We start from the raw sequence: 24426 nt of genomic DNA, 5'->3' as shown, positions 1-24426 counted from the left end.
CCCCCAGATGCTGTGCGATTTCTGAGAAGTTTCCGACGTGTAAATCCCTCGTTCCCCCTCGCGAGATGCCACTTGTGCACGCGACACGCCGACGAAAGCGTGCACAAGTGGCATCTCGCGGGAGGCGCCCGCCCGCTTACGCCGCGAGGAAGCGGTCCGCCGTGCGGAGCGCGAGCGCGACCGTCAGCAGCGCCGGGTTCGCGATGATCGCGCTCGGGAAGACCGAGTTGTCGCAGACGAACAGGTTCGGCACGTCGAAGCTGCGGCCGTCGCCGTCCACCACCGCGTCGCCCGGGTCGGTGCCCATCCGGCAGGTGCCGAGCGTGTGCGCCGTGCGGGCGATCACGCGGGTGCTGCGCGCGCCCGCCGCCTCGACGATCGCCGTCATCGTCCGGATCGCGTGCTTGTCGATCGCCTCCTCGTTCGAGCCCGGCGAGAAGGTGATCCGCGCCTTCGGCACCCCGTGCTCGTCGAGCTCGTCGATCAGCACGAGCCGGTTGTCGTCCGAGGGCAGGCACTCCGCGTTGATGCCGACGCCGGCCAGGAAGCGGTAGTCGTCCAGCGCCTGCATCAGCGACGGCCCCCACAGCCCGGCGCCGCGGACGAACGAGGTCGCCTGGGTGAGCGGCATCGTGCCGAGGCTCTGGATCAGGTACCCGCCGGCGAAGTCCGCGTCGGCTGGGCGCACGGTGTCCTCGGTGATCACGGAGGAGGGGTAGCCGCGGTAGCCGCGCATCTCCTCGTCGAAGGTGCCCCAGACCTGGGTGGCGCCGTGCGCGAGGAAGTTGCGGCCGACCAGCCCGCTGCTGTTCGCGACGCCGGTGTGCAGGAGCAGCCGCGGCGTCTCCACGCCGCCCGCGCAGAGGAAGAGGGCGGAGCAGCGCTGCCGGTGCTCGACCCCGTCCGCGGTGTAGAGGACGGCGCTGACCTTCCCGGCCGCATCGAGCTCGATCCCGTGCACGAAGGACTCCGCACGGATCTCGGCACCGTCGCGCACCGCGAGCGGCAGGTAGGAGGTGTCCATGCTCCCCTTGGCGCCGGTGCGGCAGCCCTGGTGGCACTGCCCGCAGTTGCGGCAGGAGGCGCGCTCGCCGTGCGCCTCCTGATCGCGCCCGGCGCTGAGGACGGCGGCCGGTGCGTCGGTGGCGCGGATCCCGAGGGCCGCGCAGCCGCGCAGCATCATCTCGGCGGAGGCGTTGCGGTCCACCGGCGCCTGCAGGTAGCGGCGCGAGGGGTCCCACGGGTAGTCGGCCGGCCCGGAGACGCCGATGGTGGCCTCCGCGCGCTCCAGGTAGGGCACGAGCTCGGCGTGCGTGACGGGCCAGTCGCGGCCGAGGCCCGACTCGGTCCGCAGCAGCAGGTCGCGCGGGTCGGGGCGCGGGGTGAAGGCGCCCCAGTGCAGGGTGGAACCGCCCACGCCGCGGCCGCTGTTGTTCGGGCCGAAGGCGGTGGGCGTGCTGCCGCCGCTGAGGCGCTCCTCCATCCAGTTGATCTCGGTCGCCTCGGTCTCGTCGGCGGTGAAGGTCAGCGGATCGAAGTGCGGTCCGGCCTCGAGCGCGACGACACGGAGGCCTCGCGCGGCGAGGGTCGCCAGGATCGGCGCACCCCCGGCGCCGGTGCCGATCACGACGGCGTCGACGACCTCGTCGGGGGAGTAGCGGCGCATGCCGGTGGTGTTCATCGGGGGCTCCTCGTGCTGTTCTGCGGGGTGCGGGGTTCGCCGGTGCTGCGCTCGCCGGTGCTGTGCTCGCGGGTGCCGGGCTCCCGTGTCCCGGGCTCCCAGGTGTCGTGCGCGTCGGCGCCGAGGGCGGTGAAGCCCAGGAGCGGGAGGACGTCGCCGCCCGTGGCGTAGCCGTCGAAGCCGATGCGCGCCAGGCTCGCGGGGTGCGCGAGCCACTGCCGGACCAGGTCGTTGCGGCAGTCCTCGAACCAGGCCTTCGCCTGCTCCGCGCTGAACGCGCCGAGCGGCTCCGTGCCGAGCGCCTCGAGCCGCGCGTCCTGCTCCTCGGCGGAGAGGCTGTCGACTCCGGCCAGCGCGTCGAGGCCGAGGCGGTAGGCCTCGGGGTCGCTCGGCAGGTCGGCGTTGCGCCAGCCGTCGCCGCGGCCGGCCGCGAGCTGGGCGTCGACGCGGGCGGCGAGGTCGATCCGGCCCGGGGCGGCGCTGTCGCCGCTGTCCTGAGGGACCACCCGGTCCGCCACGGCGCGCAGCGTCGTCAGCTGGGCGGGAGTGAGCGCCTTCGGCGCGTACGCCGGGTCGTCCGCGAGCAGGCGCTCGGCGAAGAGCGCGCGGATCCGGGAGGTGGTGCGGCTGGAGCGGATCGTCTCCGCGACGTCGGCGGGCACGGCCGGTCCGGTGCCGGCCTCGTCGCTCCAGAAGGCGCGAATCGCCGCGGCGACCTCGACCGGCCGCTCGATCGGCAGCAGGTGGCCGGCGCCGGGCAGCTCGACCAGGCTCGCCCGCGGGTAGGTGTGCGCGTTGGTCGCGCGCTGGCCGTCGGCGCCGAGGTCGCCGTCCTCGCCGCCCGCGATCAGCAGGGCGGGCAGGGCGGAGAGCAGTTCGGCGACGTCCGTGCGGTCCTCGCGGCTGCCGGTCTCCAGCCAGTCGCGCCAGGCGGCGGGGGAGGAGCGGAGCAGATCGGCGAGCGCCTGCCGCTCCAGGGCCGCGGGCAGGGCGCCGCCGATGTTCTGCTCGAGGAAGGTGCGCGCGTGCTCCTCGTCGAGGGGGCCGTCGGCGACCCAGCCGAGCATCTCGCTCCGCTTCTCCTCGGGCATCGGCTCGGGCGAGAGCGGCGAGCCGGCCAGCAGCACGACGCCCGCGAGCCCGAAGAGTCCGGAGCGGCCCGACAGCGTGCGCGCGGCCACCAGCGAGGCGACCTTGCCGCCCATGCTGTGCCCGACGAGCAGCCAGCGCGAGGCGCCGTGCTCGCGGATCGTGCGGATCACGGCGGTCGTCATCGCCTCGAGCGAGACGTCCTCGGCGTCGCGCGCGTCGCCGTAGCCGGGCAGATCGATCGCCACGACGTCCGCCGCGTCGGCGAGCTCGCGGGCGAGCGGATCGAAGAGGCGGCCGCTGAGGCCGAGCCCGTGCAGGGCGAAGATCGTCGGCCGGCTCGCGGTCGTGGGCATGCAGGTCCTGTCGCATCGGGGAGGCGCCCGAGCGGCGGCATCCGGCCTCCATGCGACCACAGCGCGGGAACCCGCGTTGCCACTTGCGGGCGACCCGCGTTCGTGCCAGCGACCGTCCGTCAGAGATTGCTCCGCTGTACCGTCACCGTCGGAACTGTGGCAGGTCCCGGCTTCGCCGCTTCGTACAGTTTCTCGATCTGCGCTTTGAGATCCTCTGCCGTGCCCTCGGAGGCAGCCGGCGTCTCCTTGTTTCCACCTCCAATGAAGGGGAAGAGCTTCGAGAGCATGTCGACTATGCGGTCCCATGCGTCAGGCTTGTCGTCGACTTCGATCGTCACCGTGCCGTCCTGCTTGATGACGATCGTCCGGCGGAAGTCGAGATCTTTGTCGAACCAGGACCGCGGGGGAGTGACGGTCGTGTCGATGTACTGGCCACCGCGCTTCTGGCGCCAGAAGCGCAGGACGGCGGCGACTACCACGATCCCTCCGACGATGACGATCGCCGGCGGGAAGAGATGCTGCTCATCACTTGGCGGGGCGAATCCCTTACCGCCTGAACGCTCGGCGAGCTCTTGCAGCTCGCGGAACTCCGTCGGAGCCAGGTTGTCGAAGAGGAAGCGGATCTGAACGTCGTCGGTCATGATCATCCTTTGCTCGGTGGCGCTGATCATCCTCCTCACCGGTGCTCGTGAACAGAGCACCGTATGACTCGCGTCCATCGACGGGCTGGCAGGTGCGACACTGGCTATCTTGTGCGGATGGACAACGGAGCTGACCGGCCCTCAAGCGCGGCTCAGAATGGAGCCGGAGGCCGTCAGGGAGATTTCGGTGCAAATGCCGAAATTGCCCAGAGAACTCTCCGCGCCCGCGTTCCGCGAGCCACAGATCCATCACGCGCCTCGGCCACGGCCCTCTCGGGGCCGGTCGGAGGCCGCGTCCTCCGCCATCGCGGCGAGCTCCGTCGCGCGCTGCGCCGTCGCGGTATCGTCGACGCGAAGATCTTCGGATCCGCGACTCGGGGAGACGACCGCCCTGACAGCGACCTCGATCTCCTGGTGTCGGTTCCGGCCGGTCTCGGCGTCCTCGCCCTGGCCGGCCTCGAGCGCGAGCTCGCGGAGATCCTCGGCGCTCCGGTCGACCTCATCCCTGAGGAGGGCCTCAAGGAGCACGTGCGCCGCGCCGTCGAGCCGGACCTGCTGCCGTTGTGAGCAGCTCGTACTGATCGAGTAGCCCGCGGAGCGGGCGGTTCATGCTGATCGAGTAGCCCGCGGAGCGGGCGTATCGAGATCGACCAGCGTCGGAAGGCGAGTCTGCAGACCTGCTCTGCTGAGGACGTCGGGTCTCGATACGCCCCTGGCGGGGCTACTCGACCAGCATGGCGGAGTGCCTTCGCGTCCCCGCGCTCACGCGCTCTCGCCGAGCGGGAACACCAGCAGCGTCGACGTGGCCGTCGCAACCAGGCGCCCCTGCACGTCCGTCACCCTCGCCTCGGCGAACGCCACGCGGCGGCCCGGCTTCACGACCGTGCCGACGGCGAGCAGCTCGCCGCTGTCCTGGTGCAGGCCGCGGAGGTAGCTGACGGTGAGGTCGAGCGAGGTGTAGCCGACGCCGATCGGCAGCGTCGACTGCACCGCGCAGCCCGCCGCCGAGTCGAGCACCGTGCAGACGAAGCCGCCGTGCACCCGCCCGATCGGGTTGTAGTGCGACTCGTCCGGCGAGCAGCGGAACTCCACCCGGCCCTCGTCGACCGCGCCGAGCTCCATGTTCATCAGCGTGATGATCGGCGGCGGCGGGATCGTCCCGTCCTGCATCGCCCGCAGGTAGTCCAGCCCGCTCATCCGCATCGCCGCAGCCGCGCCCGCCATCGGATCGTGCCAGGTCACCGTCTTGCTGCGCAGCTCGTCCATGCCCACTCCCTCGTACTCACTCGCTCGCACCCTACGCGCGTCGGTCCTCGGCGCGTCGGCGCAGCGTCTCGAGGAGGGCGGCCGGGGTCTCCGGGTCGCTGAGGCTGATCGCGAACTCGCTGCCGTGGGTGGTCGTCACGACGAGCCCCGGGCCGGCGCGGAGGATGAGGGCCGAGCGGCCCGGGGACATCCGGTAGCCCCAGCCGCCCCACTCCGACGGGCGCAGCGCGGCGGTGGTCACCGAGGCCATCGACGCCAGCGGGATCCGCCGCAGCGGGATCCCGAGCGCCCGGGACACCACGCGCAGCCCGCGACGGTCGGCCGTGACGCGCAGGCGGGTGAAGCCGAGCATCACGACCGCGCTCGCTCCGAGCACGATCGCCATCGCGATCGCCGGTCCCGTGTCGCCCGTGGCGAGCAGCCCCGGGACGGCGGCCGCCGCGATGAGCAGCAGCACCACTCCCGTGACGGCGAACACCCGGCCGGTGACGGTGTGCGACCAGGCGCCGGTCTCCTCACGGCCGAGCGGCAGCCGGTCGACGGCGACCCGCGGTGCGTGCCGGGTGGGCGGCGCGATCAGCGCCGGCACCACGGCGAACAGCCCACCGCCGAGGAGTGCGAGAAGCCAGGCGCCGAGCACGGCCTCCTCCGCCGACCCCGCGGCCAGCGTCGTGCCGACCGAGGTCGCCCAGGCGCCGGCACCGAGACCGGCGACGAGGCCGAGTCCGCCGAGCAGGAGGCGCGGGGCGCGGCCGAGTGCCGCGGCGACGAGTCCGGCGACGGCGGGGACGCCCGCCAGCAGCAGTGCCAGCCGGAGGAGGACCGCGACGGGCTGCGACTCGTCCGCGGCGCCGGTGCTCGACCAGTGCGAGGCGAGCACGGGCGGGAGCCGGTCGCCGAGGACGGCCAGGGAGACGAGGACCGCCGCGGCGGGGAGCAGGAGCGACGCGGCGGCGACGAGCGTGCGCGGGCTGCGGTCGGTGGTGGTGCCGGTGGTGGTCACGGTGCGGTCCTCTCGAGAAGGCGGATGACGTCGGCGCGGCTGATGCCGCTGCGGCGGGCCTCGGCGACGAGCTGCTCGACGAGGGCGGTGACGCGCACGAGGCCGGGGCCGGCCGACTCCGCGATCCAGGCACCGCGGCCCCGTCGCATCTGCAGGATCCCGTCGTCGCGGAGCGCGGCGTACGCGCGCAGCACGGTGTGCATGTTGATGCCGAGGGAGTCGGCTAGCTCCCGCGCCGGCGGCAGGCGGTCGCCCGCCGAGAGCTCGCCCGCCGCCACAGCGGCGCGGACCTGCGCCTCGAGCTGATCGGCCAGCGAGCGCGGCGAGGAGTGGTCGACACGCAGCAACATGTTCGCAATATTAGTAGAACAATGAGCGAGGAGTCGAGCGCGCTAGCGTGGAGGGTCCAGCACGGGAGAGGGGACCCCGATGACGACTCCGGTCACCGGTGCGCCGTCCGCGGCCCGGCGCGCGGCCACCCTGCGCCTCGCCGGCCTCTTCGTCGCGGCCGCCGGCCTGCTGGACGTCGTGTTCCTGTTCGCCCCGACCGGCTCCGGCTCCCTGCTCGCGGCGCGCGCCGTCGTCCTCCTCGGGGCGGCCCTGCTCGCGGCCGCCGCCTCGGTCCTCGCGCGCGGCGCCGACTCGAAGGGCGGGCTGGTCGGCCCGACCGGAGCGACGGCGCTGATCGTCTTCGCGGTCCTGATCGTGCTGCGGCCGATCGTGTCCTGGTCCTCGCCGAGCACGACCGGCTCGACGTCCACGCCCGAGATGATCGCCGCTTCGACGCTCGTGCTCACCCTGGCCGTGCTCACCGCGGCCGCCGGAGTGGTGGGGCTCGTCGCGCTCGGGCGCTCGCGCACCGTCCCGCGGCGGGTGGTGGTGATCGCCGCGGTCGCCGTGGCCGTGAACGCCGCCGGAGGACTCGCGACGACCGTCCCGCTGCTGGTCACGGCGACGCCCTCGCAGGGGCTGCTGATCGGGATCTCGATCGTGGCCTCGATCGCCGGGTCGCTCGCGATCCTCGCCACCGGAGCCGTCTGGCTGCTCGCCGCCCGCTCGATGGTCCGCGCGGGCTGACGGGCGCGCTTCCGCTCAGGACGACCGCTCAGGACGACAGCGTCAGCGACACCGCCAGCACGACCATCACGACCGCGACCGCCCCGTCGAGCACACGCCAGGCCGTCCGGCTGCGGAACAGCGGGCGCAGCGCCCGCGCCCCGAAGCCCAGCGCCGTGAACCACAGCACGCTGCCCAGCGCCGCCCCCGCGCCGAACCACCAGCGCTCGTCGCCGTGCGTGTTCGCGACGGAGCCGAGCAGCACCACCGTGTCGAGGTACACGTGCGGGTTGAGCAGCGTCAGGGCGAGGCAGGTGCCGATCGCCGTCCGCAGCGAGGTGGAGGCGCCGGCCGGGTCGCCCTCGAGCGTCCCCGGGCGCAGGGCCCGCCGCGCGGCGAGCACCGCGTAGGCGAGGAGGAAGGCGATCCCGCCCCAGCGGATGACCACCAGCAGCCACGGCGCCGACTCGAGCACCGCGCCGATCCCGGCGATGCCGAGGATGATCAGCGCCGCATCCGCCAGCGCGCAGATCGCGACGACGGCGAGCACGTGCTCGCGGCGGAGCCCCTGCCGCAGGACGAACGCGTTCTGGGCGCCGATGGCGATGATGAGCGAGAGGCCGAAGCCGAGGCCGGACACGGCGGCGAGGAGGGGGGACACGACTCCGACGCTAGGGGCGACCGCGCCTGTAGACCAGCTCACGCTCCTTCAGTACCGTAAGCGCAACTGATGGGGAACCCGATGCTGACCGACGATCTCGACCTCGCCCGCCTCCGCGCCCTCGCCGCCGCAGTGCGCTTCGGCTCCTTCGACGCCGCCGCGCGCGAGCTGCACGTCACGCCCTCGGCGCTCAGCCAGCGGATCAAGGCGCTCGAGTCCGCCGCCGGGCGCGTGCTGCTGGTGCGCTCGCGCCCCGTCGTCGCCACGGAGGCGGGTGCCGGGCTGCTCCGCCTGGCCCGCCAGATCGAGCTGCTCACCGAGGACGCCGTCCGGGCGCTCGACGGCGGTGCGCGCGAGGGCCGCGGACCGGTGACCGTGCCGATGGCCGTCAACGCCGACTCGCTCGCGACCTGGGTCCTGCCCGCGCTCGCGACCGTCCCCGAGGTCGTCGTCGAGCTGCACCGCGAGGACCAGGAGCACACCACCGCGTTCCTGCGCGACGGCACCGTCCTCGCCGCGGTGACGGCCGAGGCGGAGGCGGTGCTCGGCTGCACCGTCGCCCCGCTCGGCGTGATGCGCTACCGCGCGATGGCCGCCCCCGCCTTCGCCGAGCGCTGGTTCCCGGAGGGTCCGGACGCGGCGGCGCTCGCCGTCGCCCCCGTCGTCGTCTTCGACGAGAAGGACCGCCTGCAGGCCCGGTTCCTCGCTGCGGCCGGGGTGGAGGCCCGCCCGCCGCAGCACCGCGTGCCCGGCTCGGCCGACTTCGAGCAGGCCGTGCGCCTGGGTCTCGGCTGGGGCATGCTCCCCGAGCTGCAGGCCCCCGTCGGCGCGCCGGGCCTCGTCCCCCTCGGCGGCGCCCCCGTCGACGTCCCCCTCTACTGGCAGCAGTGGTCCCTGCACACCCCGAGCCTCGATACGCCGTCGCCGCCGCGATCACCACCGCCGCCCACGCGACCCTGCGCGTCTGATCCCCGCCGCGAGATGCCACTTGTGCACGCGACACGCCGTGGAAAGCGTGCACAAGTGGCATCTCGCGGAGCCGGCGGGGCGGGGGTCAGACGGCGAAGACGTCGCGGAGGGTGACCGTCTCGAGGGAGCGGGCGCGGAGGAGGTCGACCAGCTGCGCGTAGACCGTCGTCACCGGGTCGAAGTTCGCGTGCCCGATCACGATGCGCTGCGGCCGGAACCACTCGTCCGCGAAGCCGAGCAGCTGCTCCGGCGTGATCCGCCCCGAGTCCGAGAGCGAGCCGTACCAGAGCGTCGTCGCCGTGTAGCCGACGGCCGCCGCGGCCGCCCGGCTGCGCGCGTCGGTGTAGCCGAACGGCGGGCGGTAGAACGGCGCGGCCTCCACGCCGTAGGTCGCGCGGATGAAGTCGCCGTTGCGGCCGAGCTCCTCCTGGATCCCGTCGTCCGAGAGCGAGGTCAGGTCGGCGTGCGACCAGGTGTGGTTCGCGAGCTGCACCTGCCCGCTCGCGACGAGCGGCGCGAGTGCCGGCGCGTTCACGGTCCAGGAGTCGTACTTCCCGTTGAGGAAGAAGGTGAGCCGGGTGCCGGTGTCCTTCGCGAACTGCGCGTAGGCGGCGACGACGTCGGTGTCGGCTCCGTCGTCGACCGTCCACGCCATCAGGTTCCCGTCGCCGGGCAGCTCGGTGATCGTGCCCTCCGGGAGCGGGAAGCGCGCGCGGATCGGCACGGGCGTCGCCGTCGCGGTCGGCACGGGGCGCGACGGGGGAGCGGGGGTGGGAGTGGGAGTCGTGGTCGCGGCCACCGGCGTCGCGGTCGGCGTGAGCCGCCCGGTGCTCGTGCACCCGGCCAGACCGGCGGCGGCGGAGGCGATCCCCAGCAGCAGCGCACGGCGCCGCAGTGCATCCGGCCTCGAGCCGTTCATGATTCCCCCCGCGGCGACCCGGACCCCCCGGTGCACCGGAGCGACCGTAGCACCGGCGAGTCTTGCAGGGTGCGCGCGTGTCGCCTAAGCTACTCGGGTTGCGTGCATCTGCACGCTCTTGCGCGCTGCCCTCCGGGCGGGACCCCGGTCCTCCTCGACAGGCGGGCGGTGCGCCGACAAGTGACCTTGGGTGGGTCGGGCGAGGCCTCGTGCCGCGCGTGGCCCACGGTACCCACACATGGAGGAAACCATGGCAGCAGTCTGCCAGGTGACCGGAGCCGTTCCCGGCTTCGGACACGCCATCTCGCACTCGCACCGGCGCACCAAGCGCCGCTTCGACCCGAACGTGCAGAAGAAGACGTACTACGTCCCGTCCCTGCGCCGTAACGTCACGCTGACGCTGTCGGCCAAGGGCATCAAGGTCATCGACGCCCGTGGCATCGAGTCCGTCGTGAAGGATGTTCTCGCTCGTGGGGTGAAGATCTAATGGCCAAGCAGCAGGACGTACGTCCGATCATCAAGCTCCGCTCGACGGCCGGAACCGGTTACACCTACGTGACCAAGAAGAACCGCCGCAACGACCCCGACCGTCTCGTGCTCAAGAAGTACGACCCCGTAGTGCGCAAGCACGTCGACTTCCGCGAGGAGCGCTAAGTATGGCCAAGAAGAGCAAGATCGCCCGCAATGAGCAGCGCAAGGTGGTCGTCGACCGCTACGCCGCCAAGCGCCTCGAGCTGAAGAAGGCCCTCGTCGACCCCGCCGGGACCGACGAGTCCCGCGAGGCCGCCCGCACGGGCCTCCAGAAGCTCCCCCGCAACGCCTCGCCCGTCCGCGTCCGCTCGCGCGACGCCGTCGACGGCCGCCCCCGCGGCAACCTCTCGAAGTTCGGCATCTCGCGTGTCCGCTTCCGTGACATGGCCCACCGCGGCGAGCTGCCCGGCATCACCAAGAGCAGCTGGTAGAAGTACCGCTGCACTCCTCCCGAAAGCCCGGAGACCTCACGGTCGCCGGGCTTTCGGCGTTCCCCGCCCCCTGCATGCTGATCGAGTAGGCCGCGGAGGTCTGCAGACCGCCCTCTCGGTGACGGTGGGTCTCGATACGCCCCTGGCGGGGCTACTCGACCAGCATGGGCGGAGCCGCACTGCGAACGGGATCCGTTGCATGCTGATCGAGTAGCCCGCGCAGCGGGCGTATCGAGATCCGGCTGCCGTGGCGCCGCGTAAAATGGCGGGCATGACAAGCAGCCTTCCGACCGTCGCCGAGATCGCGGCGCTCATCGATCACGCGATCCTCAAGCCCGAGCTGACCCGGACCGAGGTCGACGCGCAGCTCGACGAGGCCCGCGCGGCCGGCGTCTTCAGCGTCTGCGTGCGCCCCTCCGACATCGCGCACGCCGTCCGCCGGCTCGAGGGCTCGGGCGTCCTCGTCGGCACGGTCATCGGCTTCCCGCACGGCACGACCTCCACCGCGGCGAAGGTCGCGGAGTCGACGCAGGCCCTCGCCGACGGCGCCGTCGAGCTCGACATGGTCGTCAACATCGGCCGCCTGCGCAGTGGACTGCTCGACGACGTCGAGGCCGACATCCGCGCGGTCGTCGAGGCCGCCGAGGGCCACGTCGTCAAGGTGATCCTCGAGACCAGCTACCTCGACGACGAGCAGATCGTCGCCGGCAGCGAGGCCGCCGAGCGTGCGGGCGCCGACTTCGTCAAGACCGCGACCGGCTTCGGCGGCGGCGGCGCGAACGAGCACGACCTGCGCCTGATGCGCGGCGCCGTCTCCGACGCCGTCCAGGTCAAGGCCTCGGGAGGCGTCCGCGACCTCGACACGCTCCTCGCCTTCCGCGAGCTCGGCGTCACCCGCTTCGGCACCAGCGGCTCGGCCGTCATCCTCGGCGACCTGACCGCGCGCCAGGCGGGCGACGCCTCCGCCGCCCGCGTCGACGCCGCGTCGTACTGAGCGCCGTGCGCGGGGGAGGGCCGTCCGGTCGGCGCGCCGCGGCGGAGGGCGGGTCCCTCGACGTCGTCGCCAAGGCGCTCAAGGAGCGGGTCTACGCCGCCTTCACCGGGCTCGCCGTCGTGATGATCTACGCCGTCGACGAGCAGGCGGACTCCGCGCACGCCCTGCGCAGCCTCGTCATCGCGATCGTCGGCATCTCGGCCGCGGGCTTCGTGGCCGACGTCATCGCGCACCAGGTCGCCCACGCCGCGACCCCGACCGCGGCCGAAGCTCGCGTCATGCTCCGGATCGCCGGCGGCGCCCTCGCCTCTGCCTCGCTCCCCGTCCTGGTGCTGATCGCCTCGGCGCTCGGCTGGATCGACGACGTGGTCGCGCTGCGGATCGGCGTCGGCGTCTACGTCGCGACCCTCGCCGGCATCGCCCTGATCGCGGTCGTCCGGGCCGGCCTCGGCGTCGGGCAGAGCGTCATCGGCCTGCTTGGCCTCGTCGGACTGGGAGCCGCCGTCGTCGGCGTGCTCGCCCTGTCGCACTGAGGGGCCGGCGATCGTGACCGGCACCCGCACCCGCGTCGAGCTCGGCCGCCGGGAGGACCTCGGCGCCGACTGCGCGAACTGCTTCGGCCTCTGCTGCGTGGCCCTCGCGTTCACCCGCTCCGCCGACTTCCCCGTCGACAAGCCGGCCGGCGAGCCGTGCACGAACCTCGACACCGAGGACGCCTGCACGATCCACCGGCGGCTGCGCCCCGAGGGCTTCGCCGGCTGCACCGTCTTCGACTGCTTCGGCGCCGGCCAGAAGGTGTCGATGCAGACGTTCGGCGGCGTCTCCTGGCGAAGCGACGCGGAGGTGCGCGCGCGGATGTTCGCGGTCTTCCCGCTGATGCGCCGCCTGCACGAGCTGCTCTGGTACCTCGACGTCGCCCTCGGCCTGCGCGAGGTCGACGCCGCCCTGCGGGACGCGGTGCGCGTCCGCTTCGACGCGGTTCACGCCCTGACGCTCGCCGACGCCGACGCGATCCTCGCGGCCGACGTCGACGCGCAGTACGGCGCCGCCCGACCGCTGCTGATCGCGGCGAGCGCGGCCGCGCGGCACGACGGCCCACGGCGGCGGCGGCACGGCCGGCTGCGCCTGCAGCCCGGCGCCGACCTCGTGGCGGCCGCCCTCGCGGGCGCCGATCTGCGCGGTGCCGACCTGCGCGGCTCCCTGCTGATCGCCGCGGACCTCCGGGGCGCGGATCTCCGCGGCTGCGACGTCCTCGGCGCCGATCTGCGGGACGCCGACGTGGCGGGGGCCGATCTCTCGACGGCCATCTACCTCACGCAGGCGCAGGTCAGCAGCACTCGCGGCGACGCGCGGACCGCGCTGCCGCCGGACTTCGAGCGCCCGTCGCACTGGGCGGCGAGCACCGGATCGTGAGCGCTGGGCCTCGAGCGCCGGAGGGTCAGCCCTCGACGGTGCCGGCGGCCGAGCCGTCGTCGTCGAGGCCGAGGCCGCCGAGGACCTCGCGGTGGAGCAGGTGCGACCCGTTCCAGTTCTCGATCACGCACTGCGGGAAGGCCTCGAGGTCGAGGGCGTCGAGCCAGCTGGCGGCGGCTTCGCGTGCCCAGGACTCGGTGGAGTAGACGCCGAGGATCTCGGTCTCGTCCGCGAACGGCCCGGTGGTCGAGAGCACGTAGTGTCCGACGCTCATGGCTGCTCCTTCATCGTCGCGCAGTGGCGCGCGATGACAAGCCTGTCACAAACACGCTCTTGCGGAGAGCCGATGTCGGCGGCTAGGAGATGCTGTCGCGAAGTCGCGCGTTCAGGGCCGCGAGGGCGGCGGCGATCTCGGACTCGTCGGCGCCGGGCAGGACCGCGCCGCCCTGCGCGAGGCTGTGCCGGAGGGAGTCGAGCTCGGGGCTGCCGAGGCGGCCGGCGGAGGTGAGCACCTCGAGGGTGGTGAGGACTCCGATGAGCGCGACGGCGTCGTCGACGTCGAGGGGTCGGGCGCAGTTGTTCTCCATGCGCATCTCCAGGGGTTCGGTGCCGCGCGGGGGACGCGGTCGGGGGCGGGTGGGGCGGGTGAGGGGGCGCTGCCGGCTCCGGGGCCGGATGCACCGAGACGCCCCGCGGCCGGATCGACCGCGGGGCGTCAGGGGTGGTGCGGGGTGATCAGGCGACGCGCGGCTCGGCCTCGGGGGCGTCGTCCTCGGGGATGTGGACGTCCTGCACGGTGACGTTGATCTCGGCGACGTCCATGCCGACGATCTCGCGGATCGCACGGCCGACGGCGGAGCGCACGCCCTCCGCCACGTCCTGGAGCGCGGCCGGGTACTCGGCGACGATCGTGACGTCGGCGGCGACCTGGCGCTCGCCGACCTCGACCTTGACGCCCTGGGCGCGGTCGTCGTTGCCGAGCGCGCCGCGGATGGCGCCGAGGGCGCGGGCGGCGCCGTTGCCGAGGGCGTGCACGCCGGGCACCTCGCGGGCCGCGATGCCGGCCACCTTCGCGATGACGCCGTCGTCGATGACCGTACGTCCGGTCCCGTTCGTCGTCGTGGTGTTCGCGGTGCTCTCGGCCATGATCTCCTCTTTCGTCTCGGTGCCCGGTCGGTCGATCGGGCGGTTCAGAGGTAGGACGGAGCGTGCACGGCGAACGTCACGGTCGAGTCCCGGCTGCCCAGGGGACTGCCAGGGTCGGGAGGGAGGCGGGCCTCATCGCGCCGTCTGCTGCGCCAGGAACGCGAGGGTCCGCTCCAGCGCCTCGCGCGCCTCCGGCAGCTCGAGGTGGAACTGGTACTCGTGGCCGAGCTCGCTCTCGTGCCCGTCGCCCCAGAGCAGCGCCGTGACCGGGACGCCGAGCGAGCGCAGCTGCGCCGCGAACGGGCGCGACTGCTGCGCGGTGAGCGGGTCGGCGTTGCCGCCGCTGAGGAACGTCGGCGGGAACCGCGGCGTGACGTGCTCGATCGTCGACATCCACCGGGCGGCGTCGGAGGTCCACCAGGCCCGCCGGCCGGTGTACGCCCAGAGGGCGGCGCGCAGCCCGCGGCCGGCGAGACCGGTGGCGCGGGCGAGGGCGGCGAGGTCGAAGACTCCGCAGTGCAGGATCACCGCCCGCACGGCGTCGACGGGCAGGGTCGTCGTGAGCCCGGCCGCGCGGGCGTAGGAGGGGTTCGTGATCGCGGTGGCGAGCTGGCTCGCGAGCTGCGCGCCCGCCGAGTCGCCGGCCAGAACGAGGCGGTCGCGGGCGATCCCGAGGCGGCCGGCGCTGCGGCGCAGGTGCTCGAGTGCGGCGAGGAGCTGCCGCGGCGCGGTCGGGTGCACCGCCTCGGGCCCGCGGCTGTAGTCGAGCGAGACGACGGTGTAGCCGGCCTCGGCGAGCAGGCGCAGGTAGGGGTCCACGTCGCGCCGGTGGCCGGAGACCCAGCCGCCGCCGTGGATCCAGACCACGGTCGGGCGCGAGCCGGCGCCCGCGGAGCGGAGGACGTCGGCCGTCGTGGCCGGAGCGTCCGGACGCGCCGGGATCGGCTCGGCGACCCGCTGGATCCCCTCCGGAGCGAACGGCAGCATCGCCGCGGCCGTCCGCCGCGCCTCGCGCTCGAAGACCGCACGGACCGCCAGCGCGGCCGGCCAGGACGCGGCCCGGATCGGCGTCGCACGCACGGTGCCCCCTCCTCGCGTCGATCGCCCGGCCCCCACCGGCGACGCATCACGAAGGGTACGCACCGCATGTTTCCGCCGTGCGACGGCGCAGGTGGCAGGCTGGGCGGGTGACGGACGAGACGAGCGCGCAGGCCGCCCCGGAGACGGCGGCGAGCGCACCGGCGACCCGCCCGAAGGCCCTCCGCGCGAGGGCGATGCTCGTGCTGGCGCTGATCGGCGCGATCGGCGGGGTGCTCTCGGGCGCGTTCGGCGTCGGCGGCGGCATCGTGATGGTGCCGATGCTGATCGCCTGGGCCGGGATGGACCAGCGCCGGGCGTCCGCGACCTCGCTGCTCGCGATCGCGCCGACCGCGGTGGCCGGTGCCTTCGGCTATGCGCTCGGCGGGCAGGTCGCCTGGGTCCCCGCCGCGGTGATCGCCGCGGCCGCGATGATCGGCGCGATCCTCGGCTCCTGGCTACTCGCGCGCCTGCCGCTCGGCGTGCTCCGCTGGCTGTTCGTCGCCCTGCTGGTCGCGGCGGCCGTGCGGATGGCGGTGTTCGGCTCGAACGAGACCGGCGAGGTCGCGGAGGGCTGGGGCGTCTGGCCCGGCTTCGGCGGGCTGGGCCTGGCGATGGGAGTGGCCTCGGGGCTCTTCGGGATCGGCGGCGGCGCGATCGCCGTGCCCGTGCTCGTGGGCGCGTTCGGTCTCGCCGATCTGCTCGCCAAGGGCACCTCGCTCGCCGCGATGATCCCGACGGCGATCAGCGGCTCGATCGCGAACGCGCGCCGCGGGCTGCTCGACGTCCGGGCCGGGCTCGTGGTCGGGCTCTGCGCGACGGGGTTCTCCTTCGCCGGCGTCGCGCTGTCGTTCCTCCTGCCCGCGCGGATCTCGGGCGTGCTGTTCGCCGCGCTGCTGCTCCTGGCGGCGCTGCAGCTCGCGCTGAAGGGGCGGCGGAAGCGGTCCTGATCCGGGATCTCCACCGGTCGCCTCTTGACAGCGCACTGATGTGAGTGTTTGATCAGTCACATGCCGACCACGACCCCCCGCTCCACCGCAGAAGCCCAGCGCGAGCGGATCACCGCGGCCGCCGTGCACGTCTTCGCCCGCACCGGCTACTCCGCGACCCCGATCACCGAGGTCGCGTCGGAGGCGGGGGTCTCGCCCGCCTACGTCTTCCGGCTCTTCCCCGGCAAGCTCGGCGTCTTCGTCGCCGCGGTCGACCGCTGCTACGAGCTGGTGGCGTCGACACTCGCCGTGGCGGGGGAGGCCTCGGTCTCGTCGGACCCAGCCGATCGGCTCGAGGCGATGACCCTCGCCTACATCGACCTGATCGCCGACCGCGACCTGATCATGCTGCAGTCGCAGGCGCAGAGCGCGAGCGGGGTGCCCGAGATCCGCGAGGCCGTCCGCCGCGGGATCTCGACGGTCGTCCGCACGGTGAGCGTCGTCTCCGGCGCCGACGGCCCGGCCGTGCAGCGCTTCGTCGCCTACGGCCAGCTCTGCCACCTGATCGTGCAGACCGACCTCGGCGGCGTCGACTCCGAGTGGGCGCGCATCGTCTCCGCGGGCATCCGGCACCACGACTGAGCGTCGGCGAGCCGCCACCTGCTGGTCGACGCGTGTTGGTCGACCCATGCTGGTCGAGTAGCCCCGCAGGGGCGTATCGAGACCCACCGTCCCCAGAAGGGCGGACCTGCAGACTCGGCCTCTGACGCTGGTGGATCTCGATACGCCCGCGGCGCGGGCTACTCGATCAGCATGGGGGGCGCCGACACCGCATGACCGACTTTTCCATCTCTACAGAAGTGACTGTCCAGTCACTCACACCTACCCCAAGGAGCACCCCATGACCACCGCCCTCCCGCACACCACCACCCGCGTCGTCCTCCCCGGGCTCGTCGAGCCGGCCGGACTGCTCCTCGAGCAGGCGCCGGTCGAGCCGCCCGCGGCCGGCGAGCTGCTCGTCGCCGTCGAGGCCACCGGCATCTCCTTCGCCGAGCAGTCCATGCGCCGCGGCCGCTACTTCGCCCAGCCCGCCTTCCCGTTCACGCCCGGCTACGACCTCGTCGGCCGGGTGCTCGCCGTCGGGCCCGGCGGCGACGCGTCCCTCGAGGGCCGCCGAGTCGCCGCCCTGACCAAGACCGGCGGCTGGACCGGCCACGCCCGGGTCGCCGCGCGCGACTGCGTCCTCGTCCCCGAGGGCGTCGCGCCCGAGGACGCCGAGGCCGTGGTGGTGAACGGAGTGACGGCCTGGCAGATGCTGCACCGCTCGGCCCGGCTCTCCCGCGGCGACACGATCCTCCTGTTCGGGGCGAACGGCGGCGTCGGCGGCCTCGTGCACCGGCTGGCCTCGCTCGAGGGCATCCGGGTGATCGGCGCCGCCTCGCCGCGGCACCACGACGCCCTCCGCGCGGCCGGCGTCGAGCCGGTCGACTACGCCGACCCGGAGCTCGCTGCCCGCGTCCGCGAGCTCGCACCGGGCGGCGTGAACGCCGTCTTCGACAACATCGGCGGGGAGACCACCCGACTGGCCTGGTCGCTGCTCGCGCCCGGCGGCACCCTCGTCGCCTACGCGATCGTCAGCGCGAGCACCGGCAGCATCTGGCCGCCGTTCCTGAAGCAGCTCGCCCGGGTGCAGGCGTACCAGCTGGCGCCGAACGGGAAGCGCGCCGTCTTCTACGACCTCTGGTCCGGGCACTCGCTCCGGCCCGCCCGGTTCCGCGCGCGGCTCGAGGAGGACCTGGGCCGCGTGCTCGCGCTGCTCGCGGACGGCTCGCTCACCGCCAACATCGCGGCGCGCTTCCCGCTCACGGAGATCGTGGCGGCGATGGAGCTCGCCGAGTCGCGGACGCTCGACGGCAAGGTGATCCTGCTGCCCTGATCGCCGCGGCCGGGGAGCGGGTCCTCGGGACCATGGAAAAATGGGAGGCGATGTCCTCCCGAGCCGCATGAGCGCCGCCACCTACCTGACCGCCTCGATCCCCCTGCGCCTCGCGAGCGCGGGGATGGTCGTCGCCCTGCCCGTCCTCGCCGTCGAGCGCCTCGACGACGTCGCGCTCGGCGGGCTGCTGACCGGCGCCGCCCTGTTCCCGAGCGTGATCGCCGCTCCGCTCGTCGGCACCGTGCTCGACCGGGTGCGCGCGCCGCGCCGGCTGCTGGTCGGCGCGGCGCTCGCCACCGCCGCCTCCTTCGCGCTCGCGTCCTTCCTCGGCGACGTGCCGACAGTGCTGATCGCGCTGCTCCTGGTGATCGCGGGCCTGGCGACCCCGGTCTACATGGGCGGCATGTCGAGCTTCGTGACCAGCGCGATCGCCGACCCGCGCCGCGCCTACGCTCAGGACTCGCTGTCCTACACCGTCGCCTCGATCGGCGGCCCCGCGATCGCCGGGCTGGTGATCGCCGTCGCCTCGGCCCGCTTCGCCATGCTCGCGATGGCCGCCCTCGCGCTCGTCGGCGTCCTCGGCTCGCTCGCCCTGCGGATGGAGGCGCGGCCCACCCCCACCGTCGGCGTCCGGCGCACCATCGCGGCCGGTGTCACCCACCTCGTGCGGCACCGGCCGATCGCGATCGTCACCCTCTCCGGGACGATCAGCCAGATCGGCGGCGGCGCGGCCGGCGTCGCGGCGATCGGGCTGTCGCTCGAGCGGGTGGGCAGCACCGCGGCGGCGGCCGGGCTGCTCACCGCGTTCGCCGTCGGCGGGCTGCTCGGTGCGATCGCGGTCGCCGTGCGGCGCTGGACGCGACGCCCGCCGGCCTGGGTGATGGGGGCGGGCTTCGCCGCGACCGGCGTCGCCCTGCTCGCCGCCGCGCCCGACCTCGGGATCGTCGTGGCCCTCGTCGCGTTCGCCGTCGCCGGAGTCTTCACCGCACCCGCGAACGCCGCGATGCTGCTGCTGCGCGATCAGGAGAGCCCGGCCGCCGTCCGCTCCCAGGTCTTCACCATCGGCGCGGGCCTGCGCGCCGCCGCCGCCGCGGTCGGTGCCGCCCTGGCCGGAGCCGCGTCCTCGCTCGACGCCGGCTGGCTCATCCTCGGCATCGCCGCCGTCTGGATAGCCTCGGGCCTGCTCCTGACCCTCTTCCCCCGCCCCGCGGCCACGCGCGAGAGCTGATCCCCGCCGCGAGATGCCACTTATGAGCGCGACACGCCGTGAAAAGCGTGCACAAGTGGCATCTCGCGGGGTGGGTCAGAGGGTCAGGCGGCGGCGCCCGAGAGGGTGCCGGTGCTTGGGCCCGCGGGGTCGGTGATCAGGCAGTTGATGACGCGGTCGCCGCCGTCCCAGCTCTCCTGGGTCGGGTAGTAGTAGCTGAAGTCGTACTGCGACTCCTCGTAGCTGAGACCGACGAAGCCCTCGAACGCGGCCTGGCACTCGGAGTCGGCCTGCTCGGTGGTCGCCGTCTCGCCGGGGTACTCGTCCGCGTCGGCCATCGTGATGTTCTGGAAGACCTCGTAGCTGTGCGCGTCGGAGCACGGCACGGTCGGGACGTCGGTGACCTCGGTCGCGGTCTCGCTCAGCTCGTCGTTCAGGCAGTCGCCGACGCGGAGCTGGAAGACGTCGGTCGTGCCGCCGTCGACGATCTCGCCGGAGGTGTCGTCGCGGGTCTCGCCGCCCATCATGCTGTTGATCCCTGAGCAGCCGGTGAGGCCGAGGGCGAGGGCCGCGGCGGCGGCGAGGACGAGGGCGGAACGGCGGCGGTTCATCGGAGGCTCCAGACGGCGGTGACGGGGTCGGCTCCAGGGTAGGGGTGGCGGGGCCCGCCGGGGCACCCCCCTGTGCGGTGCGGCCCGCTACTCCGATCGTCGCCGCCCGGCAAGGCCCCGCGAGGGGCAGGCGAAGTCCAGCCGGGTGGAGTCGAATGGGGGCATGGCTCAGAAGACCGTCGCAGACCAGCTCATCGCCCAGCTCATCGACGCCGGGGTCGCCCGGATCTACGGGATCGTCGGGGACTCGCTCAATCCGATCGTCGACGCGGTGCGCCGCAGCGGCGGCTCGGCGAAGGGCGGGATCGACTGGATCCACGTCCGCAACGAGGAGGCAGCCGCCTTCGCGGCCGGCGCGGAGGCGCAGATCACCGGGAAGCTGGCGGTCTGCGCCGGGAGCTGCGGCCCCGGCAACCTGCACCTGATCAACGGCCTGTACGACGCGCACCGCTCGGGTGCGCCCGTGCTCGCCATCGCGAGCCACATCCCGAGCGGCGAGATCGGCTCCGGCTACTTCCAGGAGACGCACCCCGACCGCCTCTTCGTCGAGTGCTCGCACTACCGCGAGCTGGTCTCGACGGCGGCGCAGGCCCCGCGGGTCGTCAACGCGGCGATGCGCAGTGCCGTCGCCCTCCGCGGCGTGGCCGTGGTCACCCTCCCGGGCGACGTCGCCGAGTTCGACGCGGAGGGCGACTTCCCGTCCTTCGTGCTGCCGGAGCGGCCGGCCCTGGTGCCCGCCGCGGCCGACGTCCGCGCGCTCGCGCAGGCGATCGACGAGGCGAAGACGGTCGCGATCTTCGCCGGCGCCGGCGTGCGGGACGCGCACGACGAGGTCGTCGCCTTCGCCGAGCTCATCGGAGCGCCGATCGGGCACAGCCTGCGCGGCAAGGAGTGGATCCAGTACGACAACCCCTACGACGTCGGCATGACCGGGCTGCTCGGCTACGGCGCCGCCCACGCGGGCATGCACGACGCCGACCTCCTGATCCTGCTCGGCACCGACTTCCCCTACGAGCAGTTCCTGCCGGACGCGTCGAAGGTCGTCATCGCGCAGGTCGACAGCGACGCCTCCAAGCTCGGCCGCCGGGTGAGCGTGGCGCACCCCGTGCACGGCGACGTCGCGGCGACCCTCGACGCGCTGACCCCGCTGGTGAAGCGCAAGGACCACCGCTTCCTCGACAAGCTCCTGAAGAAGCACGAGAAGCTCGTCACGGGAGTGGTCGGCAAGTACACCGAGGTCGCCACGAAGCGGCCGATCCACCCCGAGCTGGTCGCGTCGACGCTGGACGCACTGCTCGCCGACGACGCGATCGTGACCGCCGACACCGGCATGGGCAACGTCTGGCAGGCCCGCTACGTCACGCCGAACGGCCGCCGCCGGCTGCTGGGCTCGTACTCGCACGGCTCGATGGCGAACGCGCTGCCGCAGGCCGTGGGCGCCCAGCTCGCGCAGCCCGGCCGCCAAGTCGTCTCGCTGAGCGGCGACGGCGGGCTCTCGATGCTGATGGGCGAGCTGGTGACGGTCGCGGCCTACAAGCTGCCGGTGACCATCGTCGTCTTCAACAACTCGACGCTCGGGCTGGTGAAGGTGGAGATGCTCGTCGACGGCTTCCCGGACTTCGCGGTGGACGTGCCGATGGTCGACTACGCGCAGGTCGCGACGGCGGTCGGCATCCGCGGGATCCGGGTCGAGGACCCGCGCGAGGTGGAGTCCGCGCTGCGCGAGGCGCTCGCCGACCCGGGGCCCGTGCTCGTGGACGTCGTCACCGATCCGCTCGCGCTCTCGCTGCCGCCGACGGTCACCGGCGCCCAGGTGAAGGGCTTCGCGCTGGCGATGTCGAAGATGGTGATGAACGGCGGCGCGGGCGAGGCGATCGCGCTGGCCCGCTCCAACGTGAAGCACGCGCTGCCGTGATCGACGCTCCCGCGATCGACCGCGCCGCGCTCGCGACGGGCACCTGGTTCGTGCGCGGCTCGAGTCTGCCGCTCTGGCAGGGGCGGGCGGGTGTCGCGATCACGTACGCGCCCCTGCCCGGCGGCGAGGTCGGCGACGTGGTCAGCTGGCGCGGCCGGCGCTCGACGCGCTACGTGGTCGGGATCGACGCCCCCGACCCCGCGGATCCCGACGGCTTCCGCTGGCGCGGCGTCGAGCCGCTGACGCTGCTGGCCCGCAGCCGCTGGTCGTTCGTCGCCGCCGATGAGGAGGCCGGCTGGGCGCTGACCCGCTTCGCCCGCACGCCGTTCACCCCGGCCGGCGTCGACGTGTACGTCCGCGAGGCGCGCCCGGCCGCCGGTGTCCTGGCCGCCGCCCTCGCGGCCTGCGCCGCGGACCCGCGCACGGCGCCCCTGCGCCCCCGGATGTTCGAGGTCGCGCCCTGACGGCTCAGGCCTGGACGACGGTGGATCTCGATACGCCCGCTGCGCGTGCTACTCGATCAGCATGGACGGGCCTGCACGGGCCGGCGGATCAGCATGAACGGGGCTGCACGGCCCGGCGGATCAGCATGGAAGGCGCCGCACAGGCGCCTCATGGTGGTCGAGTAGCCCCGCAGGGGCGTATCGAGACCCGCCGTTCCCAGCAGGGCTGGTCTGCAGACCCGTGCTCCTGACGGTGGTGGATCTCGATACGCCCGCTGCGCGGGCTACTCGATCAACAGAGAGCTGCTGCAACGGAGCTGACGCTGTCCTGCATGCTGGTCGAGTAGCCCCGGAGGGGCGTATCGAGACCGACGCGCTCAGAGGCTCTCGCCCACCGCGATCGACTGCGCCTCGACGGCGGCGCTCTCCGCCCCGTGCGCGTCCGCGCGCGCCAGCGTCCGCCGCCCGAGGAAGACGATCAGCGAGGCGATCAGCACCGCGCCCGCCGCCGCGTACATCGGGAAGGCCGGCGAGATCGCCGCGGCCAGCGCCGAGGCGGCCGGCGGGGCGATAGCGCCGCCGAGGAAGCGCACGCCCGAGTAGGAGGACGAGGCCACGGAGCGCGGCAGGTCGGTCGCCTCCATCACGCACTCGGTCAGCACGGTGTTGACGACGCCCAGCAGCAGGCCGCCGACGATGATGCAGACGATCAGGCCGACCCGCGAGGAGATCAGCAGTCCGCCGGCGACGAGGTCGAGCGCGAGCAGCACCAGCACCGAGCGGAGCACGACGGTGCGCGGCAGCCGCGCGGTCAGCAGCGGAGCGACGAAGACCGAGGTGATCGCGACGCCGAGGCCCCAGCCGAAGAAGGTGAAGCCGAGCCCCATCTCGTCGAGCCCGAGCGGGTACGGCGTGTAGGCCAGCAGCACGAAGAAGCCGATGTTGTAGAACAGCGCCGCACCGGCGAGGGTCCGGATCGCGGGCACGGCCAGCGCCTTGAACGGCGCGGAGAGCGGCGTCGGGGTCGGCCGCGGGCCGTCCTCGCGCAGCAGGGTCGCGATGGCGATGAAGCCGACGGCCATCAGCACGGCCGTGCCGAAGAACGGTCCGCGCCAGGAGACCGAGCCGAGCAGGCCGCCGAGCAGCGGGCCGATCGCGATGCCGACGCCGAGCGCGGCCTCGTAGAGCACGATCGCGGCGGAGGATCCTCCGCTGGCCGCGCCGACGATCGTCGAGAGCGCGGTCGAGATGAAGAGCGCGTTGCCGAAGCCCCAGCCGGCGCGGAAGCCGATGACGCCCTCGACGCTGCCGGCCGTGCCGGCGAGCGCGGCGAAGACGACGATCAGCACCAGGCCGATCATCAGCGTCTTCTTCGCGCCGATGCGGCTGGAGAGCCAGCTGGTGAAGAACATCACGACGCCGGTGATCACGAGGTAGCTGGTGAACAGCAGCGAGGTCTCGGTCGGCGTCGCCTCGAGGCTCTCGGCGATGGCCGGGAGGATCGGGTCGACGAGGCCGATGCCCATGAAGGCGATGACGGCGGCGAAGGCGACGGCCCAGACGGCGAGCGGCTGCCGGAGGATCGAGCCGCCCGCGGCGGGGGAGTGGGGAGTGGACACGGAGGGGCCTTTCGGGGGAGGGGTCGTGCGGGGAAGGGGAGTCAGGAGGCGGGGCTGCCGGCGACGCGCAGGACACGCTCCTCGACGAGGGCCGCGGCGCGCTCGAGGGCGCGGCGGTCGTCGTCGTCGAGGTCGTCGAACAGCGGGGCGAGGGCGGTGTCGAGGCGGAGGCGGTGCTCGGTGAGCGCCGCGGCTCCCGCCTTTGTGCCCTCGATCAGCCAGGCGCGACCGTCGCTCTCGTCGTGCACGCGGCGGATCCAGCCGGCCTCGTCGAGGCGCGCGATGATGCCGGTCATCGTCGGCTGGGTGACCCGGACGCGCTCGGCGAGCTCGCCGAGGCGGATCGGGGAGGCGGTGCGCAGCTCGGCGAGCGTCGACCAGACGGCACCGGACTGCGCGCCGAGCCCGGTGGCGCCGCTGGAGCGGCCGGCGTACCGCGCGAGCGCGGTGGCGGCGGAGGCGAGGCGGACAGGGGCGGAGGGTTCGAGCACGTGCTTAAACATAGCACGCCTATGTATCGCGGGAAACACCGA

General features: G+C 73.6%; 30 protein-coding genes. 15 read left to right on the top strand and 15 right to left on the bottom strand.

Translation table 11 applies throughout. From position 1 onward, the window contains the following. Window positions 1-136 precede the first annotated feature (136 nt). From EDF43_RS01380 to EDF43_RS21625, 3 genes are all read right to left on the bottom strand, one after another. The gene (locus EDF43_RS01380; RefSeq protein ID WP_132434988.1) at window positions 137-1681 is read right to left on the bottom strand and encodes a GMC family oxidoreductase; all 1545 of its coding nucleotides are present in this window, start codon (window positions 1679-1681) and stop codon (window positions 137-139) included. Beyond that, window positions 1678-3126 (bottom strand): alpha/beta hydrolase, encoded by a 1449-nt coding sequence (locus tag EDF43_RS01375; RefSeq protein WP_165908972.1) that lies wholly within the window; start codon window positions 3124-3126, stop codon window positions 1678-1680. The genes EDF43_RS01380 and EDF43_RS01375 overlap by 4 nt, the downstream gene beginning before the upstream one ends. A gap of 119 nt (window positions 3127-3245) precedes the next feature. Beyond that, window positions 3246-3767, bottom strand: a complete 522-nt coding sequence (locus EDF43_RS21625) for a hypothetical protein (protein ID WP_165908971.1) — start codon at window positions 3765-3767, stop codon at window positions 3246-3248. A gap of 63 nt (window positions 3768-3830) precedes the next feature. On the opposite strand from EDF43_RS21625, the gene EDF43_RS01370 reads away from it, so the two are divergent. Then, entirely contained in the window at window positions 3831-4334 is a 504-nt protein-coding gene (locus EDF43_RS01370) for a nucleotidyltransferase domain-containing protein (protein WP_347812531.1), read from the top strand. A gap of 195 nt (window positions 4335-4529) precedes the next feature. Here EDF43_RS01370 and EDF43_RS01365 read toward each other — a convergent pair whose 3' ends face one another. From EDF43_RS01365 to EDF43_RS01355, 3 genes are read right to left on the bottom strand one after another with little or no spacing between them, the layout of a single operon-like run. Continuing rightward, on the bottom strand, window positions 4530-5033 hold the full coding sequence (locus EDF43_RS01365) for a PaaI family thioesterase (RefSeq protein WP_132434982.1): 504 nt from the start codon (window positions 5031-5033) through the stop codon (window positions 4530-4532). A 31-nt stretch (window positions 5034-5064) separates the two neighbouring features. Next, window positions 5065-6036 (bottom strand): hypothetical protein, encoded by a 972-nt coding sequence (locus tag EDF43_RS01360; RefSeq protein WP_132434980.1) that lies wholly within the window; start codon window positions 6034-6036, stop codon window positions 5065-5067. After that, the gene (locus EDF43_RS01355) at window positions 6033-6386 is read right to left on the bottom strand and encodes a GntR family transcriptional regulator (RefSeq protein WP_123734810.1); all 354 of its coding nucleotides are present in this window, start codon (window positions 6384-6386) and stop codon (window positions 6033-6035) included. Before EDF43_RS01355 ends, EDF43_RS01360 begins: the two co-directional genes overlap by 4 nt. A 79-nt stretch (window positions 6387-6465) precedes the next feature. On the opposite strand from EDF43_RS01355, the gene EDF43_RS01350 reads away from it, so the two are divergent. Next, complete coding sequence (locus EDF43_RS01350; protein WP_132434978.1) at window positions 6466-7113, top strand: hypothetical protein; 648 nt, start codon at window positions 6466-6468, stop codon at window positions 7111-7113. A 28-nt stretch (window positions 7114-7141) separates the two neighbouring features. Here the strand turns inward: EDF43_RS01350 and EDF43_RS01345 are convergent, their stop codons facing one another. Beyond that, window positions 7142-7753, bottom strand: coding sequence for a LysE/ArgO family amino acid transporter (locus tag EDF43_RS01345; protein ID WP_207901597.1), 612 nt, complete (start codon window positions 7751-7753; stop codon window positions 7142-7144). A gap of 69 nt (window positions 7754-7822) precedes the next feature. Here EDF43_RS01345 and EDF43_RS01340 point away from each other — a divergent pair, with 69 nt between their 5' ends. Then, window positions 7823-8836, top strand: coding sequence for an ArgP/LysG family DNA-binding transcriptional regulator (locus EDF43_RS01340; protein ID WP_243699269.1), 1014 nt, complete (start codon window positions 7823-7825; stop codon window positions 8834-8836). On the opposite strand, the gene EDF43_RS01335 is transcribed toward EDF43_RS01340, so the two are convergent. After that, window positions 8808-9641 (bottom strand): polysaccharide deacetylase family protein, encoded by an 834-nt coding sequence (locus tag EDF43_RS01335; protein WP_132434972.1) that lies wholly within the window; start codon window positions 9639-9641, stop codon window positions 8808-8810. The genes EDF43_RS01340 and EDF43_RS01335 overlap by 29 nt on opposite strands. 250 nt (window positions 9642-9891) lie before the next feature. On the opposite strand from EDF43_RS01335, the gene rpmB reads away from it, so the two are divergent. The 6 genes from rpmB to EDF43_RS01305 all read left to right on the top strand — a co-directional run bounded on the left by rpmB (window position 9892) and on the right by EDF43_RS01305 (window position 13010). Next, complete coding sequence (rpmB, locus tag EDF43_RS01330; RefSeq protein ID WP_056038148.1) at window positions 9892-10128, top strand: 50S ribosomal protein L28; 237 nt, start codon at window positions 9892-9894, stop codon at window positions 10126-10128. Further along, the gene (gene rpmG / locus EDF43_RS01325) at window positions 10128-10295 is read left to right on the top strand and encodes a 50S ribosomal protein L33 (protein ID WP_027692168.1); all 168 of its coding nucleotides are present in this window, start codon (window positions 10128-10130) and stop codon (window positions 10293-10295) included. The genes rpmB and rpmG overlap by 1 nt, the downstream gene beginning before the upstream one ends. 2 nt (window positions 10296-10297) lie before the next feature. Further along, window positions 10298-10603, top strand: a complete 306-nt coding sequence (gene rpsN / locus EDF43_RS01320; RefSeq protein ID WP_123444774.1) for a 30S ribosomal protein S14 — start codon at window positions 10298-10300, stop codon at window positions 10601-10603. Window positions 10604-10874: 271 nt separating this feature from the next. After that, window positions 10875-11597, top strand: a complete 723-nt coding sequence (gene deoC, locus EDF43_RS01315) for a deoxyribose-phosphate aldolase (protein ID WP_123734815.1) — start codon at window positions 10875-10877, stop codon at window positions 11595-11597. A 5-nt stretch (window positions 11598-11602) separates the two neighbouring features. Beyond that, entirely contained in the window at window positions 11603-12130 is a 528-nt protein-coding gene (locus EDF43_RS01310) for a hypothetical protein (RefSeq protein WP_132434970.1), read from the top strand. A gap of 13 nt (window positions 12131-12143) precedes the next feature. After that, entirely contained in the window at window positions 12144-13010 is an 867-nt protein-coding gene (locus EDF43_RS01305; protein WP_132434968.1) for a pentapeptide repeat-containing protein, read from the top strand. A 25-nt stretch (window positions 13011-13035) separates the two neighbouring features. Here the strand turns inward: EDF43_RS01305 and EDF43_RS01300 are convergent, their stop codons facing one another. The 4 genes from EDF43_RS01300 to EDF43_RS01285 all read right to left on the bottom strand — a co-directional run bounded on the left by EDF43_RS01300 (window position 13036) and on the right by EDF43_RS01285 (window position 15236). After that, a complete protein-coding gene (locus EDF43_RS01300; protein ID WP_123444778.1) occupies window positions 13036-13284 on the bottom strand; it encodes a hypothetical protein in 249 nt (82 codons plus the stop codon). Between the two features lie 82 nt (window positions 13285-13366). Next, window positions 13367-13597 (bottom strand): hypothetical protein, encoded by a 231-nt coding sequence (locus EDF43_RS01295; protein WP_132434966.1) that lies wholly within the window; start codon window positions 13595-13597, stop codon window positions 13367-13369. A gap of 148 nt (window positions 13598-13745) precedes the next feature. Further along, entirely contained in the window at window positions 13746-14156 is a 411-nt protein-coding gene (locus EDF43_RS01290; protein WP_123734818.1) for an Asp23/Gls24 family envelope stress response protein, read from the bottom strand. Between the two features lie 132 nt (window positions 14157-14288). After that, window positions 14289-15236: an alpha/beta hydrolase gene (locus tag EDF43_RS01285; protein ID WP_123701600.1), complete on the bottom strand. Its 948-nt coding sequence runs from the start codon at window positions 15234-15236 to the stop codon at window positions 14289-14291. A gap of 107 nt (window positions 15237-15343) precedes the next feature. Between EDF43_RS01285 and EDF43_RS01280 the strand changes: the two genes are divergently transcribed. The 4 genes from EDF43_RS01280 to EDF43_RS01265 all read left to right on the top strand — a co-directional run bounded on the left by EDF43_RS01280 (window position 15344) and on the right by EDF43_RS01265 (window position 19326). Beyond that, entirely contained in the window at window positions 15344-16183 is an 840-nt protein-coding gene (locus EDF43_RS01280; protein ID WP_132434964.1) for a sulfite exporter TauE/SafE family protein, read from the top strand. Between the two features lie 60 nt (window positions 16184-16243). Further along, a complete protein-coding gene (locus tag EDF43_RS01275) occupies window positions 16244-16804 on the top strand; it encodes a TetR/AcrR family transcriptional regulator (protein ID WP_132434962.1) in 561 nt (186 codons plus the stop codon). Window positions 16805-17063: 259 nt separating this feature from the next. Further along, entirely contained in the window at window positions 17064-18098 is a 1035-nt protein-coding gene (locus tag EDF43_RS01270) for a medium chain dehydrogenase/reductase family protein (RefSeq protein ID WP_132434960.1), read from the top strand. A 67-nt stretch (window positions 18099-18165) separates the two neighbouring features. Continuing rightward, window positions 18166-19326 carry an MFS transporter gene (locus EDF43_RS01265; protein ID WP_165908970.1) on the top strand — a complete coding sequence of 387 codons (1161 nt, stop codon included), beginning with the start codon at window positions 18166-18168 and terminating at the stop codon, window positions 19324-19326. Window positions 19327-19409: 83 nt separating this feature from the next. Here EDF43_RS01265 and EDF43_RS01260 read toward each other — a convergent pair whose 3' ends face one another. Continuing rightward, window positions 19410-19916 (bottom strand): septum formation family protein, encoded by a 507-nt coding sequence (locus tag EDF43_RS01260; protein ID WP_123444786.1) that lies wholly within the window; start codon window positions 19914-19916, stop codon window positions 19410-19412. Between the two features lie 163 nt (window positions 19917-20079). Here EDF43_RS01260 and EDF43_RS01255 point away from each other — a divergent pair, with 163 nt between their 5' ends. Together EDF43_RS01255 and EDF43_RS01250 are read left to right on the top strand one after the other, a co-directional pair. Continuing rightward, complete coding sequence (locus EDF43_RS01255) at window positions 20080-21831, top strand: pyruvate dehydrogenase (RefSeq protein ID WP_132434956.1); 1752 nt, start codon at window positions 20080-20082, stop codon at window positions 21829-21831. Continuing rightward, the gene (locus EDF43_RS01250; RefSeq protein ID WP_132434954.1) at window positions 21828-22295 is read left to right on the top strand and encodes a hypothetical protein; all 468 of its coding nucleotides are present in this window, start codon (window positions 21828-21830) and stop codon (window positions 22293-22295) included. Before EDF43_RS01255 ends, EDF43_RS01250 begins: the two co-directional genes overlap by 4 nt. Before the next feature lie 356 nt (window positions 22296-22651). Here the strand turns inward: EDF43_RS01250 and EDF43_RS01245 are convergent, their stop codons facing one another. Next, a complete protein-coding gene (locus tag EDF43_RS01245; protein ID WP_123444789.1) occupies window positions 22652-23893 on the bottom strand; it encodes an MFS transporter in 1242 nt (413 codons plus the stop codon). Window positions 23894-23934: 41 nt separating this feature from the next. Continuing rightward, entirely contained in the window at window positions 23935-24396 is a 462-nt protein-coding gene (locus EDF43_RS01240; protein WP_132434952.1) for a MarR family transcriptional regulator, read from the bottom strand. Window positions 24397-24426: the final 30 nt, after the last annotated feature.

The sequence above is a fragment of the Rathayibacter sp. PhB179 genome, assembly GCF_004345345.1.
Classification (GTDB): Bacteria; Actinomycetota; Actinomycetes; order Actinomycetales; family Microbacteriaceae; genus Rathayibacter; species Rathayibacter festucae.
Note: the sequence above shows the minus strand (reverse complement) of the source record. Positions and strands in the feature narration are given on the sequence as shown.

Excerpts from the sequence above, each read along its gene's own strand:
- EDF43_RS01380 (WP_132434988.1), bottom strand. The coding sequence starts at position 1,681 with ATGAACACCACCGGCATGCGCCGCTACTCCCCCGACGAGGTCGTCGAC.
- EDF43_RS01375 (WP_165908972.1), bottom strand. The coding sequence starts at position 3,126 with ATGCCCACGACCGCGAGCCGGCCGACGATCTTCGCCCTGCACGGGCTC.
- EDF43_RS21625 (WP_165908971.1), bottom strand. The coding sequence starts at position 3,767 with ATGACCGACGACGTTCAGATCCGCTTCCTCTTCGACAACCTGGCTCCG.
- EDF43_RS01370 (WP_347812531.1), top strand. The coding sequence starts at position 3,831 with ATGACTCGCGTCCATCGACGGGCTGGCAGGTGCGACACTGGCTATCTT.
- EDF43_RS01365 (WP_132434982.1), bottom strand. The coding sequence starts at position 5,033 with ATGGACGAGCTGCGCAGCAAGACGGTGACCTGGCACGATCCGATGGCG.
- EDF43_RS01355 (WP_123734810.1), bottom strand. The coding sequence starts at position 6,386 with ATGTTGCTGCGTGTCGACCACTCCTCGCCGCGCTCGCTGGCCGATCAG.
- EDF43_RS01350 (WP_132434978.1), top strand. The coding sequence starts at position 6,466 with ATGACGACTCCGGTCACCGGTGCGCCGTCCGCGGCCCGGCGCGCGGCC.
- EDF43_RS01340 (WP_243699269.1), top strand. The coding sequence starts at position 7,823 with ATGGGGAACCCGATGCTGACCGACGATCTCGACCTCGCCCGCCTCCGC.
- EDF43_RS01335 (WP_132434972.1), bottom strand. The coding sequence starts at position 9,641 with ATGAACGGCTCGAGGCCGGATGCACTGCGGCGCCGTGCGCTGCTGCTG.
- rpmB (WP_056038148.1), top strand. The coding sequence starts at position 9,892 with ATGGCAGCAGTCTGCCAGGTGACCGGAGCCGTTCCCGGCTTCGGACAC.
- rpmG (WP_027692168.1), top strand. The coding sequence starts at position 10,128 with ATGGCCAAGCAGCAGGACGTACGTCCGATCATCAAGCTCCGCTCGACG.
- rpsN (WP_123444774.1), top strand. The coding sequence starts at position 10,298 with ATGGCCAAGAAGAGCAAGATCGCCCGCAATGAGCAGCGCAAGGTGGTC.
- deoC (WP_123734815.1), top strand. The coding sequence starts at position 10,875 with ATGACAAGCAGCCTTCCGACCGTCGCCGAGATCGCGGCGCTCATCGAT.
- EDF43_RS01300 (WP_123444778.1), bottom strand. The coding sequence starts at position 13,284 with ATGAGCGTCGGACACTACGTGCTCTCGACCACCGGGCCGTTCGCGGAC.
- EDF43_RS01295 (WP_132434966.1), bottom strand. The coding sequence starts at position 13,597 with ATGGAGAACAACTGCGCCCGACCCCTCGACGTCGACGACGCCGTCGCG.
- EDF43_RS01290 (WP_123734818.1), bottom strand. The coding sequence starts at position 14,156 with ATGGCCGAGAGCACCGCGAACACCACGACGACGAACGGGACCGGACGT.
- EDF43_RS01275 (WP_132434962.1), top strand. The coding sequence starts at position 16,244 with ATGCCGACCACGACCCCCCGCTCCACCGCAGAAGCCCAGCGCGAGCGG.
- EDF43_RS01270 (WP_132434960.1), top strand. The coding sequence starts at position 17,064 with ATGACCACCGCCCTCCCGCACACCACCACCCGCGTCGTCCTCCCCGGG.
- EDF43_RS01265 (WP_165908970.1), top strand. The coding sequence starts at position 18,166 with ATGAGCGCCGCCACCTACCTGACCGCCTCGATCCCCCTGCGCCTCGCG.
- EDF43_RS01260 (WP_123444786.1), bottom strand. The coding sequence starts at position 19,916 with ATGAACCGCCGCCGTTCCGCCCTCGTCCTCGCCGCCGCCGCGGCCCTC.
- EDF43_RS01255 (WP_132434956.1), top strand. The coding sequence starts at position 20,080 with ATGGCTCAGAAGACCGTCGCAGACCAGCTCATCGCCCAGCTCATCGAC.
- EDF43_RS01240 (WP_132434952.1), bottom strand. The coding sequence starts at position 24,396 with ATGTTTAAGCACGTGCTCGAACCCTCCGCCCCTGTCCGCCTCGCCTCC.